Origin of the sequence: Rhodococcus sp. TAF43, assembly GCF_052113525.1 — a bacterium.
GTDB lineage: Bacteria > Actinomycetota > Actinomycetes > Mycobacteriales > Mycobacteriaceae > Prescottella.
The window spans coordinates 40,293-55,353 of sequence record NZ_JBFRDL010000045.1; the positions used below are offsets into that span (position 1 = coordinate 40,293).

The following is a 15,061-nucleotide window of genomic DNA, read 5'->3' on the forward strand; positions in this document are numbered from 1 at the left end:
CGCGCGTGCAATGCCGTCGCATCTCCGGCATCCCGGGTGCACGTCTGGCGCCTCTGGCATCTCCGGCCCTAACCGGCCGACACCGCCTAGAACGACGTCGTCCCCGGAACCCTCAGGCGCGACGATCGCGACCATGCCGACGCCCATGTTGAACGTCTGCTCCATCTCGGCGCGCTCGACACGACCGCGCTGCGCGATCATGGTGAACACGGGAGCGGGGCTCCAGGTGCCACGGTCCAGCTCGGCGACGAGGCCCTTGGGCATCACGCGCGCGAGGTTGTTGGCGAGGCCGCCACCGGTGACGTGGCAGAACGTGCGCACGTCGGTCTCGGCGGCCAGCGCCAGGCAGTCCTTGGCGTAGATCTTGGTGGGCTCGAGCAGCTCCTCGCCGAGGGTACGGCCGAACTCGTCGACGTGCCCGGTCAGCGACATGTGGTCGATCTCGAGCAGCACCTTGCGGGCCAGCGAGTAACCGTTGGAGTGCAGACCCGACGCGCCCATGCCGATCACGACGTCGCCCGGGCGGACACGGTCCGGTCCGAGGACCTGGTCGGCCTCGACGACGCCGATACCGGTGGCGGACAGGTCGTAGTCACCGTCGGCCATCACCCCGGGGTGCTCGGCCGTCTCGCCGCCGAGCAGCGCGCAGCCGGCCTGGATGCAGCCCTCGGCGATGCCGCCGACGATCTCGGCGACCCGCTCGGGGACGACCCGGCCGACCGCGATGTAGTCCTGCAGGAACAGCGGCTCGGCGCCGCACACCACGAGGTCGTCCACGACCATCGCGACCAGGTCGAGGCCGACGGTGTCGTGCTTGTCCATGGCCTGCGCGACGGCGAGCTTGGTGCCGACGCCGTCGGTGGACGCGGCGAGCAGCGGCTCCTTGTATCCACCCTTGAGGGAGAACAGGCCGGCGAAACCACCGAGACCACCCATGACCTCGGGGCGGCTGGCCTTCTTCGCCAACGGGGCGAACAGTTCGACTGCCCGGTCGCCCGCTTCGATGTCCACTCCGGCGGCGGCGTACGAAGCGCCCTGCGTGCGGGTACTGTCCTCGGTCATTGGGTTCTGGCTCCAGCCTTGATACTCGGTGAACGTCTCAACTGCAGCATCCGCAGCGGTCGCGAATGCATGTGCGCATGCGCAATCACCTCGATTGCGCCCTTACGCTACCGGAGTTGCTCGGGCATCCCCGGACGGTCCTGCGAACTAGGGACGAGACAGCGCGTCCGCGTTGTCGTTGTCATGACTGACCGCGGCGCCCGCGGCCGACTCCAACATCCCCTCGAGGACGTTCTTGCCGATGCCCCCGTCCGGCAGCGCGATCGGGTAGTTGCCGTCGAAGCACGCCGCGCACAGACGCGAGCGGGGCTGCTCGGTGGCCGCGACCATGCCGTCGATCGAGATGTAGCCGAGCGAGTCGGCACCGATCGACCGGCGCACGCCGTCGAGCATCTCGTCGAACGTGGCGTTCACGCCGCTGCCCTCGGCACCGTTCGCGATGAGCTCGGCGGGCGAGGCGAAGTCGATGCCGTAGAAGCACGGCCACTTGACCGGCGGCGAGGCGATGCGCACGTGGATCTCGAGGGCGCCGGCCTCGCGGAGCATCCGGATCAGCGCGCGCTGGGTGTTGCCGCGGACGATCGAATCGTCGACCACGACGAGGCGCTTGCCGCGGATGACTTCCTTGAGCGGGTTGAGCTTGAGGCGGATACCCAGCTGACGGATGGTCTGCGACGGCTGGATGAAGGTGCGGCCCACGTAGGCGTTCTTCATCAGCCCCTGGCCGTACGGGATACCCGAACCCTGTGCGTAGCCGACCGCGGCCGGGGTGCCGGACTCCGGCACCGGGATCACCAGATCGCCCTCGGCGGGGTGCTCCTTGGCGAGACGGCGACCGATCTCGACGCGGGTCGAGTGCACCGAACGACCGGAGATGACGCTGTCCGGGCGGGCCAGGTACACGTACTCGAACACGCAGCCCTTGGGTTCCGGGTTCGCGAAGCGGGACGACCGGACACCGTCGGCGTCGATCGCGAGCAGCTCGCCGGGCTCGATCTCGCGCACGAAGGACGCGCCGACGATGTCGAGGGCGGCGGTCTCGCTGGCGACCACCCAGCCGCGGTCGAGACGACCGAGGCACAGCGGGCGGATGCCGTGCGGGTCGCGCGCCGCGTACAGCGTGTGCTCATCCATGAACGTCAGGCAGAAGGCACCGCGCAGCGTCGGCAGCAGCTTCATCGCGGCCTGCTCGAGCGTGCTGTCGGCGGCGGCGTGCGCCAGCAGCGCACCGACGATGTCCGAGTCGGACGTGGCCGCGCCGGGACGCTTGTCGTTGATCAGGCCGGCCTCGCGGGCGCGCTGCGCCAGTTCGGCGGTGTTGACGAGGTTGCCGTTGTGACCCAGTGCGACGCCGGTGCCGGCGGCGGTGGTGCGGAAGATCGGCTGCGCGTTCTCCCAGGTCGTGGACCCGGTGGTGGAGTAGCGGCAGTGGCCGACGGCGACATGCCCCGGCATGGCACCGAGGGTCTGCTCGTCGAACACCTGGCTGACCAGGCCCAGATCCTTGAACACCAGCACCTGCGCGCCGTCGGCGACGGCGATGCCGGCAGCCTCCTGGCCACGGTGCTGGAGGGCGTACAGCCCGTAGTACGTCAGCTTGGCGACGTCCTCGCCCGGCGCCCAGACACCGAAGACGCCACACTCTTCACGAGGTTCGTTCTCGTCCTCGTCTGGTGCGGTCGTAGCGAGAAGATTCCGACTGTTGACCGACAGTTCGGCACGAGTCACGGCAAGCGCTCCCTAAGGGGATTCGGTGAGGGGGGCGTGCCCCATTCTAACTACCGATCCAGGCACACTCGACGGTCGGTGCGTCGGATCACGTCGATGCGACCCACGTCACATGAACTCACAAGCGGATCAGCGGGAGCCAGTGGGCGATCTCGCCGGCCCGACTGCCCGACGCGCTCAGCGACCCGCCGGCCGCCGCGTCGTCGAATCCGAGTCGTCCGGTCGCCAACAACAGCCACGTCCGCGGGTCGGTCTCGACGACGTTGGGCGGGGTCCCCCGGGTGTGTCGCGGGCCCTCGATGCATTGCACCGCGACGAACGGCGGCACCCGGACCTCGACACTCGACCCGGGCGCGATCTGTTCGAGGGTGCGGGCACTCAGCCGCACCGCGGCGGCCAGGTCCGCGCGGGCCGGCTTCGTCTCGTCCTCGCCGCGCAGCCACGGCCCGACGGCGAGCAGCGCACTGCGGAGTTCGGCGGGGTCGACGGCACGGCGGGCTGGCATGAGCATCAAATCTACTGAGCCCGTCCGCGGCGGCGGAACAAGCCTCCGGGCAGCGCAGTTGCACAGTCCATGAGCATCGAAGCCGACACCCAGAGACCGCTGCTCGATCTCGTCGCGTCCCAGAACCGGGCGATCCTCGCGACCCTCAAGCACGACGGCAGGCCACAACTGTCCAACATCATCTACGCGTGGGACCCCGAGTCGCGCACCGCGCGGATCTCGGTCACCGCGGATCGCGCGAAGACCCGTAATGCGTCCCGCGATCCGCGGGTGTCGCTTCACGTGAGCGCCGCCGACTTCTGGAGCTACGCGGTGATCGAGGGCGACGCGGAGCTGACGCCCGTCGCCGCCGATCCGGGCGACGCGACCGTCGACGAACTCATCGCGGTCTACCGCGCCGCCACCGGAGGCGAGCACGACGACTGGGACGAGTTCCGTCGGGCGATGGTCGCCGAGCGGCGTCTGGTCCTGCGGGTCCGCGCCGACCACGTCTACGGCATGGCGCAGCTGCCCTGACCGCCGGTCACACCGGCGGCAGCGGCACCTCGACCGGGCCGGTGACGACCCGGATGCGCCGCAGCAGCAGCGCGCCACCGACGTTGACCGCCAGGTGCAGCAGTGCCGGCGCGAGGACGCTGCCGCTGACCGCGCGCAGCCGGTCGAAGAGGATCGATGCGGCGGCCGTGAAAGCGACGGTGCCGACCACCGAGTCGCCCGCCACGTGTGCCGGGTGCACGTGCCACAGCCCGAAGGCCGTCGCCCGGACCGCCGTCGCGGCGGCCGGCGGGAACGCGCGGTCGGTCAACGCGGTCAGCACGCCCCGGAACAGCAACTCCTCCGTGACGACGGTGCCGAACGGAATGTGCGCCGACACCCACTCGGCGAAGTCGTGCCGCACCTCGTCGGGCACCGTGAAACGGCTGTGCAGCGACGGCATCGCGAGCGCGCCCACATAACCGACGACGGGGACCGCGGCGGCGGCACTCCCCCACGCCAGCCCCGAGCGGACGTTGCCGAGCCCCAGTTCGTCGCGGTGCAGCCCGCGCGCCAGCCCGGCCGCCGTGGCGCCGAGCGCCACCAGGGTTCCGGCCGTCGCCCGGCCCCGCGACGACAGCCGCAGCGCGGGCAGCACCGCGTTGTTCCAGGCGACGAGCGCGGCCGCGGTGGCCGGCCCGGCCGCCCGGCTCACTTCTCGGGCCCGTCGTGCCCGCGCAGGTTCTCGAGGGTGGCGCGCACCCGTTCGGTGTCGGCAGGCGTCCAGCCCTCGGGCGCAGTGACGGCGACCCAGCCGTCGAGGATCACGGTGCCGTAGTTGTGGCCGTGCCCGTCCGGGACGCCCGCGGCATTCGCGAGATCGGCGCTCACCTGCCAGAACGTCACGAACGGGAACCATTTCATCGACGGCAACCGGTCGAATCCCGGCGGCTCGGACAGCCAGTCCGGGCGGGTGAACGCGAGATCGGTGGACCACCACACCACGGGATCCGACGGGTGCTGGATGTAGAGCACCCGCGGCTCGAGCCACGGCCCCTGATCGCCGGGGATCGCCGACGCGTCGTCCGCGAACCGGACCACCAGACCGTCCGCGTACACCGGTTGCACTTCCGGGGTGCCCGGGTCACGCCGGTCGGTGAGCGCACTCCACAGCGGATTGGCGTTGGGCGGACCCACCCACAGCACACCGTCCACGGTCTCGCGGATGTCGGCGAGACCGTCGAAGGCGCCCTCGCCGGCCTGGGTGCCGAGGCTCTCGCCGTACACGTACAGCTTGGGGCGGGTGGCCTCCGGTTTCGTGAGCCAACGGTCGTGCACCGCGTGGATCAACGCGTTCCCGGCCACCGCCGCCTTCCCGCGGTCGGCGATGAACGAGATCCAACTCGGCAGGTACGAGTACTGCGCCGCCACCAGTGCGCTGTCGCCGTTCTCGACGAGTTCGATGGCCTGCGCCGCGGTGGGATTGACCCATCCTGTCCCCGTGGTGGGAATGATGACGAGGGCCTTGCGTTCGAACGCGCCGGTCCGCTCCAGTTCGTCGAGCACGACGTTCATCCGCGCGGCCGTGTCGTCGGCGGTCTCGAGACCCGCATACACCCGGATGGGTTCCTTGGCGGGCTTGCCGTTCGCGGCGGTCAGTTCGCCGGCGTGGATGCCGCCGGAGACGAAGTTGCGGCCCTCGAACCCGAGGGTGTCCCACGATGCCAGCGATGCCGGGCTTCCGGACCGTTCGGGCAGCAGGGGTTGCACGGCACCGGGCCGGGTCTCGTTGTTCTGCAGACTGAATATCGAGTTCACGGCGGCGTACCCGGCGCGGAGCAGGATTCCGTCCACAAGCATGAAGACGAGCACGAGCACCACGGCCAGTCCGCCCGCAGACGCGGCGGGTGGCGGGATCTTGAGCCGCTTGTTCAGTTGGCGCGCGACCCAGCGGACCAGGTCGCGCAGCACCCGCCACAGCGAGATGAGCGCGGCCGCCACGAGCAGGCTGAGCCCGCCGGTGCGGATGTATCCCGTGGTGGTGGTGCCCTCGGCGTTCATCAGCGCCGACAGCTCACGCTGCCATCCGGCCGCGTAGATGAGCATGATCACCGCGGCCAGCGCGGACGCGACCGGCACGAACACCTTCACGGCGAGCATGATCCGGTCCGGCAGCGGCCACCAGGGGCGGCGTGCGAGGCCGAACTCGTAGACCACCCACCCGACGGCGGCGCCGACCGCGTAGCCGATTGCAGCGCTGATACCGCCGATGAGTCCCTGGAACAGCCAGTCGCGCGGAAGCAGCGACGGCGTCAGGGACCAGCAGAAGAACAGTGAAGCGAACGCGATGCCCGTGAAGTCGAGCTTGAGCAGGCCCCACGCCCACAGGACGAACGGGTGACGCTGATCGAACCCGGGGGTGAGGACAGGTGTCACCGGCCGCGGATCCTCCCGCAGCTCAGCGACCGCCTCCCGCTCGACCCCCGAGTCCGTCACACATCACCCAAACAGTGCCGGGAGGGTCGATTCGGACGTCTCACGCAGCTCGGCCATGGAGACCGAGAACTGACCCTGGACCTCGACGGAGTCGGAACCCTCGTCGACGACGCCGATACGGACCCACGGTAGACCCCGTGCGGAGCACATTCCGGTGAAGCGGGTCTCCTCGGTGCGGGGTACTGCGACCAGCACGCGGCCGGCCGACTCCGAGAACAGCGTCACGAACGGATCCGCGTCCTCCGGGAGCAGGATCCGGCAGCCGGTCTCGCCGGCCAGCGCTGCCTCGACGACGGCCTGCGCAAGGCCACCCTCGGACAGGTCGTGGGCGGCGGAGATGAGGCCGTCACGCGAGCCGGCCAGCAGGATGTCGGCCAGCAGCTGCTCACGCTCGAGGTCGACCTTCGGCGGCACGCCACCGAGGTGATCGTGCTCGACCTGGGCCCAGATGGACCCGTCGAACTCGTCCCGGGTCTCGCCCAGCAGGATCAGCGTCTCGCCCGGCTCGAGGCCCAGGCCGGTGGGGATGCGACGGTGCACGTCGTCGATCACACCGAGGACCGCGACGACCGGGGTCGGCAGGATCGCAGTGGATCCGGTCTGGTTGTAGAAGCTGACGTTGCCGCCGGTGACCGGGATGCCGAGCTTGGCGCAGCCGTCCGCGAGGCCACGCACGGCCTGCTGGAACTGCCACATGACGCCCGGATCCTCGGGGGAACCGAAGTTGAGGCAGTTGGAGACGGCCTTCGGGGTGGCACCGGTGACGGCGACGTTGCGGAACGCCTCGGCCAGCGCCAGCTGAGCACCGGCGTACGGGTCGAGCATGGTGTAGCGGCCCGACGCGTCGGTGGCCAGCGCGATGCCGCGTCCGGTCTCCTCGTCGATACGGACCACGCCGCCGTCGGCGTTCTCGGCGAGCACGGTGTTGCCGCGCACGTAGCGGTCGTACTGCTCGGTGATCCACTTGCGGCTGCACAGCGCAGGCGAGGCGATCATCTTCAGCAGCGTGGCCTTGAGCTCGTCCGCCGTCTCGGGACGCTTCAGACCCGCGGTGGTGTTCGCGATCAGCGCGTCCTGTGTGTCGGGACGGGCAACGGGGCGCTCGTAGACCGGGCCCTCGTGGGCGATGGTGCGCGCCGGCGCGTCGACGACGGTCTCGCCGTGCCAGTCGATGACGAGGTGCTCACCGTCGGTGACCTCGCCGATGACGGTGGCCAGGACGTCCCACTTCTTACAGACCTCCATGAACGCGTCGACGTTCTCGGGGGTGACGACCGCACACATGCGCTCCTGCGACTCGCTGGAGAGCACCTCGGCGGCGGTCATGCCGGTGGCACGCATCGGGACCAGGTCGAGGTCGATGTGCATGCCGCCGTCACCGGCCGCGGCCAGCTCCGATGTGGCGCAGGACAGCCCGGCGCCGCCGAGGTCCTGGATGCCGACGACCAGCTTGGCCTTGTACAGGTCGAGGCAGCACTCGATGAGTACCTTCTCGGTGAACGGGTCGCCGACCTGCACAGCGGGGAGCTTCTTCGGGCGTCCGCCCGAGCTCTCGTCGAAGGTCTCCGAGGCGAGGACGGACACGCCGCCGATGCCGTCGAGGCCGGTGCGCGCACCGAACAGGATGATCTTGTTTCCGGCGCCGGACGCGAACGCCAGGTGCAGGTCCTCGACGCGCATCGCGCCGGCACACAGCGCGTTGACGAGCGGGTTGCCCTGGTAGGAGGCGTCGAAGACGGTCTCGCCGCCGACGTTGGGCAGGCCGAGGGAGTTGCCGTAGCCGCCGACGCCGCGCACGACACCGTCGACGACGCGACGGGTGTCGGGGGCATCAGCCGCACCGAAACGCAGCTGGTCCATGACCGCGATCGGACGCGCGCCCATCGCCATGATGTCGCGGACGATGCCGCCGACGCCGGTGGCCGCGCCCTGGTAGGGCTCGATGTACGACGGGTGGTTGTGCGACTCGACCTTGAAGGTGACCGCCCAGCCGTCACCGATGTCGACGACACCGGCGTTCTCGCCGATGCCGGCGAGCATGGACGAGCGCATCTCGTCGGTGGTGGTCTCACCGAAGTACTTGAGGTGCACCTTGGAGGACTTGTAGGAGCAGTGCTCGCTCCACATCACCGAGTACATCGCGAGCTCGGCGTCGGTGGGACGGCGGCCGAGAATCTCCTTGATGCGGGCGTACTCGTCGTCCTTGAGGCCCAGCTCCTTGAACGGCTGGGCGACGTCGGGAGTCGCGGAAGCGTGCGTGACGGTATCTACCTGCGGAGACACGGGGCTTATGGTCCCTTCCCTCTGGGATCGAATCGGCAGGCCGGGCGGCGCGCTGCCAGGGCAAAGTCTAGCCGGGCGCACCGACGCGCTGCGCACGACCGGTCCGACACCGCCCACGCCCGCGTCACCAGTGAACCCTGCCGAGCACGCGGACGCCCCGGGACGCCGTACCGCCCATGCGGCAAGTGCGGCGCGACGTGTTCACCCTGCCTGAACACCGCGCCGGAGCCCATCGGCCCCGACACGAATTTTGGGGGTTGACTACGCCGCCTCATGCCTGCCACCCTCTGACTGAACCGCCTGAACGCTCGCTCGGTTCAGTTCATTGGGAGGAAGGGAAGCGCATGTCGACCGACATCGAACTGTCAGATCTCACGGATCTGCTGGCAGCATCGCCCAGCAACTGGGGCAAGTGGGGGGCCGACGACGAAGTCGGAAGCCTCAACTACCTGACCGCGCAGCAGGTCCTCGCCGGTGCGGCGTTGATCCGACGGGGGTCGGTCTTCACCCTCCAGCGGCTGATCGGCGACCCGAAGGGCGATCCGGTGTGGCCCGGCCGCGAGCCGGCCGAGCGCGAGATGATCTACGACGAATCGGATTGGGACGAAGGCGGTTCGGGCCCATGCTTCCCGGGCGGACTCCACTACGCCGACGACAAGATCGAGGCCTTCCTGCAGGGCTCGACGCAGTACGACGCCCTCGGCCACGTCTGGTACGACGGCAAGATCTGGAACGGCTACGACGCCCGCAGCACGGTCGGCGGCATGTCCAAGGCCAGCGTGGAACCGATCGCCCAGCGCGGAATCGTCGGCCGAGCGATCCTGCTCGACATGGCGCGACACTTCGACAAGGAGTACCTCGGGCAACGCGAGACGTTCGACCACAAGGACCTCGAGGCCTGCGCGGAACGACAGGGCATCGAGATCCGCAACCGCGACATCATCATCATCCGCACCAACCATCTCGAGATGTTCTTCCGCGACCGGGAGGCGTTCTACGCGGACTTCTGCGAGCCGGGCCTGGTCTACTCCCCCGAACTCGTCGAATGGTTCCGGGACAAGGAGATTCCCAACCTGGTCACCGACACCATCGCGAACGAGGTGACCACCGATCCCCACAACGGGATGGCGCTGGTCCTGCACAACGCCCTGATGCGCAACCTCGGCGTGGCCTTCACCGAGATCTGCGATCTCGAGAGTCTCGCCGCCGACTGCGCCGCGGACGGAACCTACGAGTTCTTCTATGTCGCGGCCCCGCTCAAGATTCATCAGGCCACCGGCGCCCCGGTCAACCCGGTGGTGATCAAGTGACCTACCGGGACCGCCCCTGGCTGCGCCTCTACCCGGAGGGACTCGGCCCCGAGATCACCCCCGAGTTCCACAACGGTCTCGAGATGTTCGGATCGGCGGTGCGGCGCGCCTCGGCCATGCCCGCCGTCAGGTACTTCGACGGATCGGCGACGTTCGGCGAACTCGATGCCGCCTCCGATGCACTCGCGAACCACCTGCAGCGCGGGGGCTTCGGCCGTGGCGATCGCCTGGCGCTCTTCGTTCAGAACAACCCGGCGTTCGTCATCGGACTGCTGGCGGCGTGGAAGTGCGGCGGTGCCGCCGTCGCCGTCAATCCGATGAACAAGCAGCGCGAGGTCACGTACCTGTTGCAGGATTCGGGCGCGCGCGCATTGCTCGTCCTCGACGACCTGTACGAGTCGGTGGCGGAACCCGTACTCGCGCAGGAGGAAAAGGCGGTAGAACTGGTCGTGACGACGTCGGCGCTCGACGGACAGCGCCGCAACGACGGTCGCCTGTTCGGTGGAGCGACCCGGAGAAGCCTCGCCACCGATGACCTGTACGCCATCATCGGCAACCACGACGGACGGAAGCCCGACCCGGTGAGCATCGAGGGCGACGAACTCGCGATCCTCACCTACACCTCGGGTACGACCGGCAAGCCGAAGGGCGCCGTCAACACTCACGCGAACTTTGCGTTCAACGCCCAGACATACCGCGACTGGGCCCATCTGCGTGACGGCGATCCCGTGCTCGGGATCGCCCCGCTCTTCCACATCTCCGGACTCGTCGGGCACATCATGGTGGCGTTCCTGACCGCGTCACCGCTCGTCCTCTCGCACCGCTTCCAGCCGGAGGTCATGCTCGATTCGATCCGAGAGCACCGTCCGGCGTTCACCATCGGAGCGATCACCGCCCTGATCGCACTCGCCGGCGCGGACGGCGCGTGTCCCGACGACTTCTCGTCGCTGCGGGCGATCTACTCGGGCGGTGCACCTGTGGCACCGGCGGTCGCAGACCGCCTGGAATCGATGTACGGGACCTACATCCACAACATCTACGGGCTGACCGAGACCAGTTCGCCCACGCACGCGGTGCCCGCGGGGATGCGTGCACCCGTCGATCACGAATCCGGCGCCCTCTCGGTCGGCGTGCCCGTGTTCAACACCGTCGTACGGGTTCTCGACGAGAACGGCAACGAGGTTCCCGCCGGACAGATCGGGGAGTTCGCCGCGAGCGGCCCCCAGGTGGCCCCCGGTTACTGGAACAATCCGGAGGCGACCGCCGCGTCGATGCCGGGCGGTGAGTTGCGTACCGGGGATGTCGGATTCATGGACGCGGACGGATGGTTCTATCTGGTCGACCGCAAGAAGGACATGATCAACGCCTCCGGCTACAAGGTGTGGCCGCGCGAGGTCGAGGACGTGCTGTACGGGCACCCCGCCGTGCGGGAGGCAGCGGTCGTGGGCGTTCCCGACGAGTACCGCGGCGAGACCGTCAAGGCATTCGTGTCGTTGGCCTCGGGCGCGTCGGCGACCGAGGAGGAGTTGATCCAGTTCTGTCGCGAGCGCATGGCCGCATACAAGTATCCGCGCTCGATCGTGGTGGTCTCCGAGCTACCGAAGACCGCTACCGGGAAGATCCTGCGGCGAGCTTTCCGCGACAACGGAATTCCCGCGGCGGGAGCGCTGTGATGGGGCCCGAACTGAATGGGTCGGTCGCCGTTGTCACCGGCGCTGCCCACGGCCTCGGGTTCGCACTGGGGCGCGAGTTGCTGGGTCGCGGATGTCGCGTGGTCCTGGCCGACAGGGACGAAGACGGCCTGCAGGTGGCGGGCGAAACGCTGCGTCGGGTACACGGCGATCGGGTCGAGTGGATCGCCGGCGACGCCGCCGACTCGCACGACATCGAACGAACCCTGGCGCTCGCGGACTCGACATTCGGCCCGGTGGACCTGTACGTCGCGAATGCCGGTGTCTTCCAAGGCTTCGGCCTGGATGCCACGGAGCAGGAGTGGAGTACCTCGTGGGAGGTCAACGTACAGGCACACGTACGTGCCGCCCGCCTTCTCGTCCCGTCGTGGCTGCAGCGAGGCGGCGGTCGGTTCGTGTCCATCGCCTCGGCGGCGGGCCTGCTGACGCAGTTGGGTTCGCCGACGTACTCGGTGACCAAGCACGCCGTCGTGGGTTTCGCCGAGTGGCTCGCCGTGACGTACGGCGACCTGGGCGTATCGGTGACCTGCGTGTGCCCGATGGGCATCGCGACCGCGATGATCGGTGACGCCTCCGAATCATCGGACCGGCAGATGCGATCGGCCGCCGCCACGATCACCCGTGCGGGGGAAGTGATGACACCGGAAGAGGTTGCCCGCCAAGCGGTCGACGGTGTCGCTCACAACCAGTTCCTCGTTCTTCCCCACGCCGAGGTGGCCGACTTCCGAGCACGGAAAGCCGCCGACATCGAGCGCTGGATCTCCGGCATGCAGCGACATCGGCGCGTCACCGACTCCGAAGTCGACTGATCGACGCTAGGAGTACGCCGGTCGCATGCCGAGCATCGCGCGGGCATGACCGGCGTACTCCTGCGCGATCTGCTCCGGGGAGAGTGGCCCGGTCGGGTCGAACCACTGGGGCAGCGCAGCACACATCGTCGTGACGGCCCGCGCGGTCGTGTGCGGCCGGGGACGTATGACCGCACCCGCTGCGGCCGCCCGATCGAGTTCGGCGTCCATCAGGTCCTGCATCCCGCGGCGCTCCGCAGCGATGCGGCCAGCTGCCGGTTCTTCCAAGCTTCGTGTCTCGTTGGTGCCCACCACCGCAATGTCGCTACGCACCACGTAATAGAGCGCGAGTGCCTCCACCATGTTCGAGTAGCGCTCGACCGGATCCGCTCCGCCCTCGTCCCTGGCTCGGATCAAGCGGACCCGCACCTCCTCGATGATCAGCTCGAAGATGGCGACCAACAGGCTCTGCTTACTGCGGTAGTGGTGATAGACGCCGGCCACACTGATGCCGGCGCCGTCGGCGATTATCCGCATGGTCGCGGCGTGGTAGCCGGTCTCCGTGAAGACATCTATTGCCGAACGCAACACCGGATCAACCGACAACGGCGCGAACTCACGCCACGCGCTCGCGTCGGTTGCGGCCGGATCCGGGACCGACGGCGACGGATCAGCGACCGGCCCGCTGAGCAACCGTTTGATCGGAATCTGGAGTTCGTCGGCGATCTCCTGAAGGCGCATCAGCGTGGGCGAGACCTTGTCGTTCTCGATCGCGCTCATCGTTCCGACGCTGACGCCGATCCGTGCCGCCAACTCGCGAAGGGTCACGCCCACGAGGTTTCGCTCGCGGCGCACATTCGGGCCCACAGCGACAGCAGCTCGTTCAGCCATGCTGAACATCGTAGCGATCGGATCACCGCGTCCGATGATGTCTCCGTGTCGTAGGGTTTAGTGCGTCTCGCCGAGCGTCCTCCGGGGCGGCAAGCAGTGCGGGATCGAGAGAGGTGAGAAGGTGACATCCCCGAACAGGCCGTGGCTCGCCAGTTTCCCCGCCGAGCATCCCGATTCGATCACTCCCGACTTCGACAACGCGTTGGCGATGTTCGACGCCGCGGTGCAACGGGCGCCGGCGGACGTCGCCATCCACTACTTCGACGGCACGCTCACCTACAGTGAACTGTCCGCGGCGGCGGATGCTCTGGCCTGTCACCTCCAAGAACGGGGATTCGGCCGCGGAGACCGCCTGGCGGTGTGCACGCAGAACAACCCGGCGTTCCTGATCGGTGTCGTCGCGGCGTGGCGAGCGGGCGGCACATCCGTGTCGCTCAGCCCGATGTGCAAGGAACGGGAGTTCGCCCATTTCGTGAACGACTGCCGTCCCAAGGCAATTCTGATCCTCGAGGACGTGTTCGAGACCGTTGCTCAGGCAGCGCTTCGTGAATGCCCCATCGGCAACATCGTCACCGTGTCGGCACTCGACGGCCAGAGTCGCAACGACGCCCGCCTGTTCGCCGCGAGCCGCCGGATCGCGACGGGCGCCACGGACCTGTACGAACTCGTTGCCGCCCACGACCGCGCGCACCGTCCGACGATCACCGACAGCCCGGGGCCGGGAGAGTTGGCGATGATCATGTACACCTCCGGAACCACCGGTTTTCCGAAGGGGGCCATGCTGTCGCATCGCAACCTCGTCTTCAGCGCGCAGGTGTACCGGGACTGGGCGCAACTGGGTCCGGGCGACCGTGTGCTCGGGCTCTCGCCGCTGTTCCACGTCTCGGGCTTGGTCGGACACGTGATGGTGGGATTCCTCCTGGGATCACCGCTCGTGCTGACTCACCGCTTCCACCCGGAGGTGATGCTCGACTCCGTTCGAGAGCATCGACCGACGTTCGCGATGGCGGCGATCACCGCCTACATCGCGCTGGCCGACGCCGGGGCGGACGCCACCGACCTCGACTCGTTGTCCGCGCTCTATTCGGGCGGTGCACCGGTCTCCCCCACCGTTCTGAGCCGACTCGAAACCGTATTCGGCAAGTACATCCACAACATGTACGGCCAGACCGAGACGAGTTCCCCATCGCACGCCGTACCGTTCGGCCGGCGAGCACCGGTGGACGCCGAGACCGGGGTGCTATCGGTCGGAATTCCGGTGTACAACACGGATGTACGCGTGGTCGACGACTCCGGCCAGGACGTTCCGGTAGGCGACGTGGGTGAACTGGTGACCACGGGGCCACAGGTGGCCCACGGATACTGGCCGAACCCCGACGACGGCGAAACCGTCGCCGGCACAACCACGTTTCCGACCGGCGATGTCGGGTTCATGGACCGGGACGGATGGTTCTACGTCCTGGACCGCAAGAACGACGTCATCAACGCATCGGGCTACAAGATCTGGCCGCGCGAGGTCGAAGAGGTTCTGCTGAACCATCCCGACGTGAAAGAAGCTGCGGTGGTTGGCATTCCGGACGACTACCGAGGCGAGTCGGTGAAGGCTTTCGTCGTCGTCCGCGACGGCTCGGAACTCCGCGAGCTGGATCTCATCGAGTACGGTCGTCGTTCGATGGCCGCATTCAAGTATCCGCGTGAAGTCCAGTTCGTGGCCGCTCTGCCGAGAACCGTCACAGGAAAGCTGATTCGCAGTCGACTGTGAGCCGTCGAGGCGCGTCCGAGGCAGCGCACACGAACGCGAGGACCTCCGGCCGACCGTCGTGTCCGGGACAC

General features: G+C 68.4%; 11 protein-coding genes and 1 pseudogene. 5 read left to right on the plus strand and 7 right to left on the minus strand.

Annotated features, from left to right (window positions below):
- Window positions 1-33: 33 nt before the first annotated feature.
- The 3 genes and pseudogenes from purM to AB4Z09_RS22390 all read right to left on the minus strand — a co-directional run.
- Window positions 34-1,062: pseudogene (purM, locus tag AB4Z09_RS22380) on the minus strand (phosphoribosylformylglycinamidine cyclo-ligase); the annotation flags it as partial.
- A 147-nt stretch (window positions 1,063-1,209) separates the two neighbouring features.
- Window positions 1,210-2,790, minus strand: a complete 1,581-nt coding sequence (gene purF, locus AB4Z09_RS22385; protein WP_114720743.1) for an amidophosphoribosyltransferase — start codon at window positions 2,788-2,790, stop codon at window positions 1,210-1,212.
- 118 nt (window positions 2,791-2,908) lie between these two features.
- Window positions 2,909-3,295 carry a sterol carrier family protein gene (locus AB4Z09_RS22390; protein ID WP_114720741.1) on the minus strand — a complete coding sequence of 129 codons (387 nt, stop codon included), beginning with the start codon at window positions 3,293-3,295 and terminating at the stop codon, window positions 2,909-2,911.
- Window positions 3,296-3,364: 69 nt separating this feature from the next.
- On the opposite strand from AB4Z09_RS22390, the gene AB4Z09_RS22395 reads away from it, so the two are divergent.
- Window positions 3,365-3,811, plus strand: coding sequence for a PPOX class F420-dependent oxidoreductase (locus AB4Z09_RS22395; protein WP_442240687.1), 447 nt, complete (start codon window positions 3,365-3,367; stop codon window positions 3,809-3,811).
- A 7-nt stretch (window positions 3,812-3,818) separates the two neighbouring features.
- On the opposite strand, the gene AB4Z09_RS22400 is transcribed toward AB4Z09_RS22395, so the two are convergent.
- From AB4Z09_RS22400 to purL, 3 genes are read right to left on the minus strand one after another with little or no spacing between them, the layout of a single operon-like run.
- Window positions 3,819-4,484 carry a CPBP family intramembrane glutamic endopeptidase gene (locus AB4Z09_RS22400; protein ID WP_442240688.1) on the minus strand — a complete coding sequence of 222 codons (666 nt, stop codon included), beginning with the start codon at window positions 4,482-4,484 and terminating at the stop codon, window positions 3,819-3,821.
- Window positions 4,481-6,265: an alpha/beta hydrolase gene (locus tag AB4Z09_RS22405; RefSeq protein ID WP_442240689.1), complete on the minus strand. Its 1,785-nt coding sequence runs from the start codon at window positions 6,263-6,265 to the stop codon at window positions 4,481-4,483. The genes AB4Z09_RS22400 and AB4Z09_RS22405 overlap by 4 nt, the downstream gene beginning before the upstream one ends.
- Before the next feature lie 3 nt (window positions 6,266-6,268).
- Window positions 6,269-8,548: a phosphoribosylformylglycinamidine synthase subunit PurL gene (gene purL / locus AB4Z09_RS22410; protein WP_114720729.1), complete on the minus strand. Its 2,280-nt coding sequence runs from the start codon at window positions 8,546-8,548 to the stop codon at window positions 6,269-6,271.
- 344 nt (window positions 8,549-8,892) lie between these two features.
- Between purL and AB4Z09_RS22415 the strand changes: the two genes are divergently transcribed.
- The 3 genes from AB4Z09_RS22415 to AB4Z09_RS22425 are packed head-to-tail and all read left to right on the plus strand — an operon-like array spanning window position 8,893 to window position 12,358.
- On the plus strand, window positions 8,893-9,858 hold the full coding sequence (locus tag AB4Z09_RS22415; protein ID WP_174908318.1) for a cyclase family protein: 966 nt from the start codon (window positions 8,893-8,895) through the stop codon (window positions 9,856-9,858).
- Entirely contained in the window at window positions 9,855-11,531 is a 1,677-nt protein-coding gene (locus tag AB4Z09_RS22420) for a class I adenylate-forming enzyme family protein (protein ID WP_442240690.1), read from the plus strand. The genes AB4Z09_RS22415 and AB4Z09_RS22420 overlap by 4 nt, the downstream gene beginning before the upstream one ends.
- Complete coding sequence (locus tag AB4Z09_RS22425) at window positions 11,531-12,358, plus strand: SDR family NAD(P)-dependent oxidoreductase (RefSeq protein WP_174908316.1); 828 nt, start codon at window positions 11,531-11,533, stop codon at window positions 12,356-12,358. The genes AB4Z09_RS22420 and AB4Z09_RS22425 overlap by 1 nt, the downstream gene beginning before the upstream one ends.
- Before the next feature lie 6 nt (window positions 12,359-12,364).
- On the opposite strand, the gene AB4Z09_RS22430 is transcribed toward AB4Z09_RS22425, so the two are convergent.
- Window positions 12,365-13,228, minus strand: coding sequence for a TetR family transcriptional regulator (locus AB4Z09_RS22430; protein WP_174908314.1), 864 nt, complete (start codon window positions 13,226-13,228; stop codon window positions 12,365-12,367).
- A gap of 121 nt (window positions 13,229-13,349) precedes the next feature.
- Here AB4Z09_RS22430 and AB4Z09_RS22435 point away from each other — a divergent pair, with 121 nt between their 5' ends.
- Window positions 13,350-14,990 carry a class I adenylate-forming enzyme family protein gene (locus AB4Z09_RS22435; RefSeq protein ID WP_442240691.1) on the plus strand — a complete coding sequence of 547 codons (1,641 nt, stop codon included), beginning with the start codon at window positions 13,350-13,352 and terminating at the stop codon, window positions 14,988-14,990.
- The last annotated feature ends 71 nt before the right edge of the window (window positions 14,991-15,061 follow it).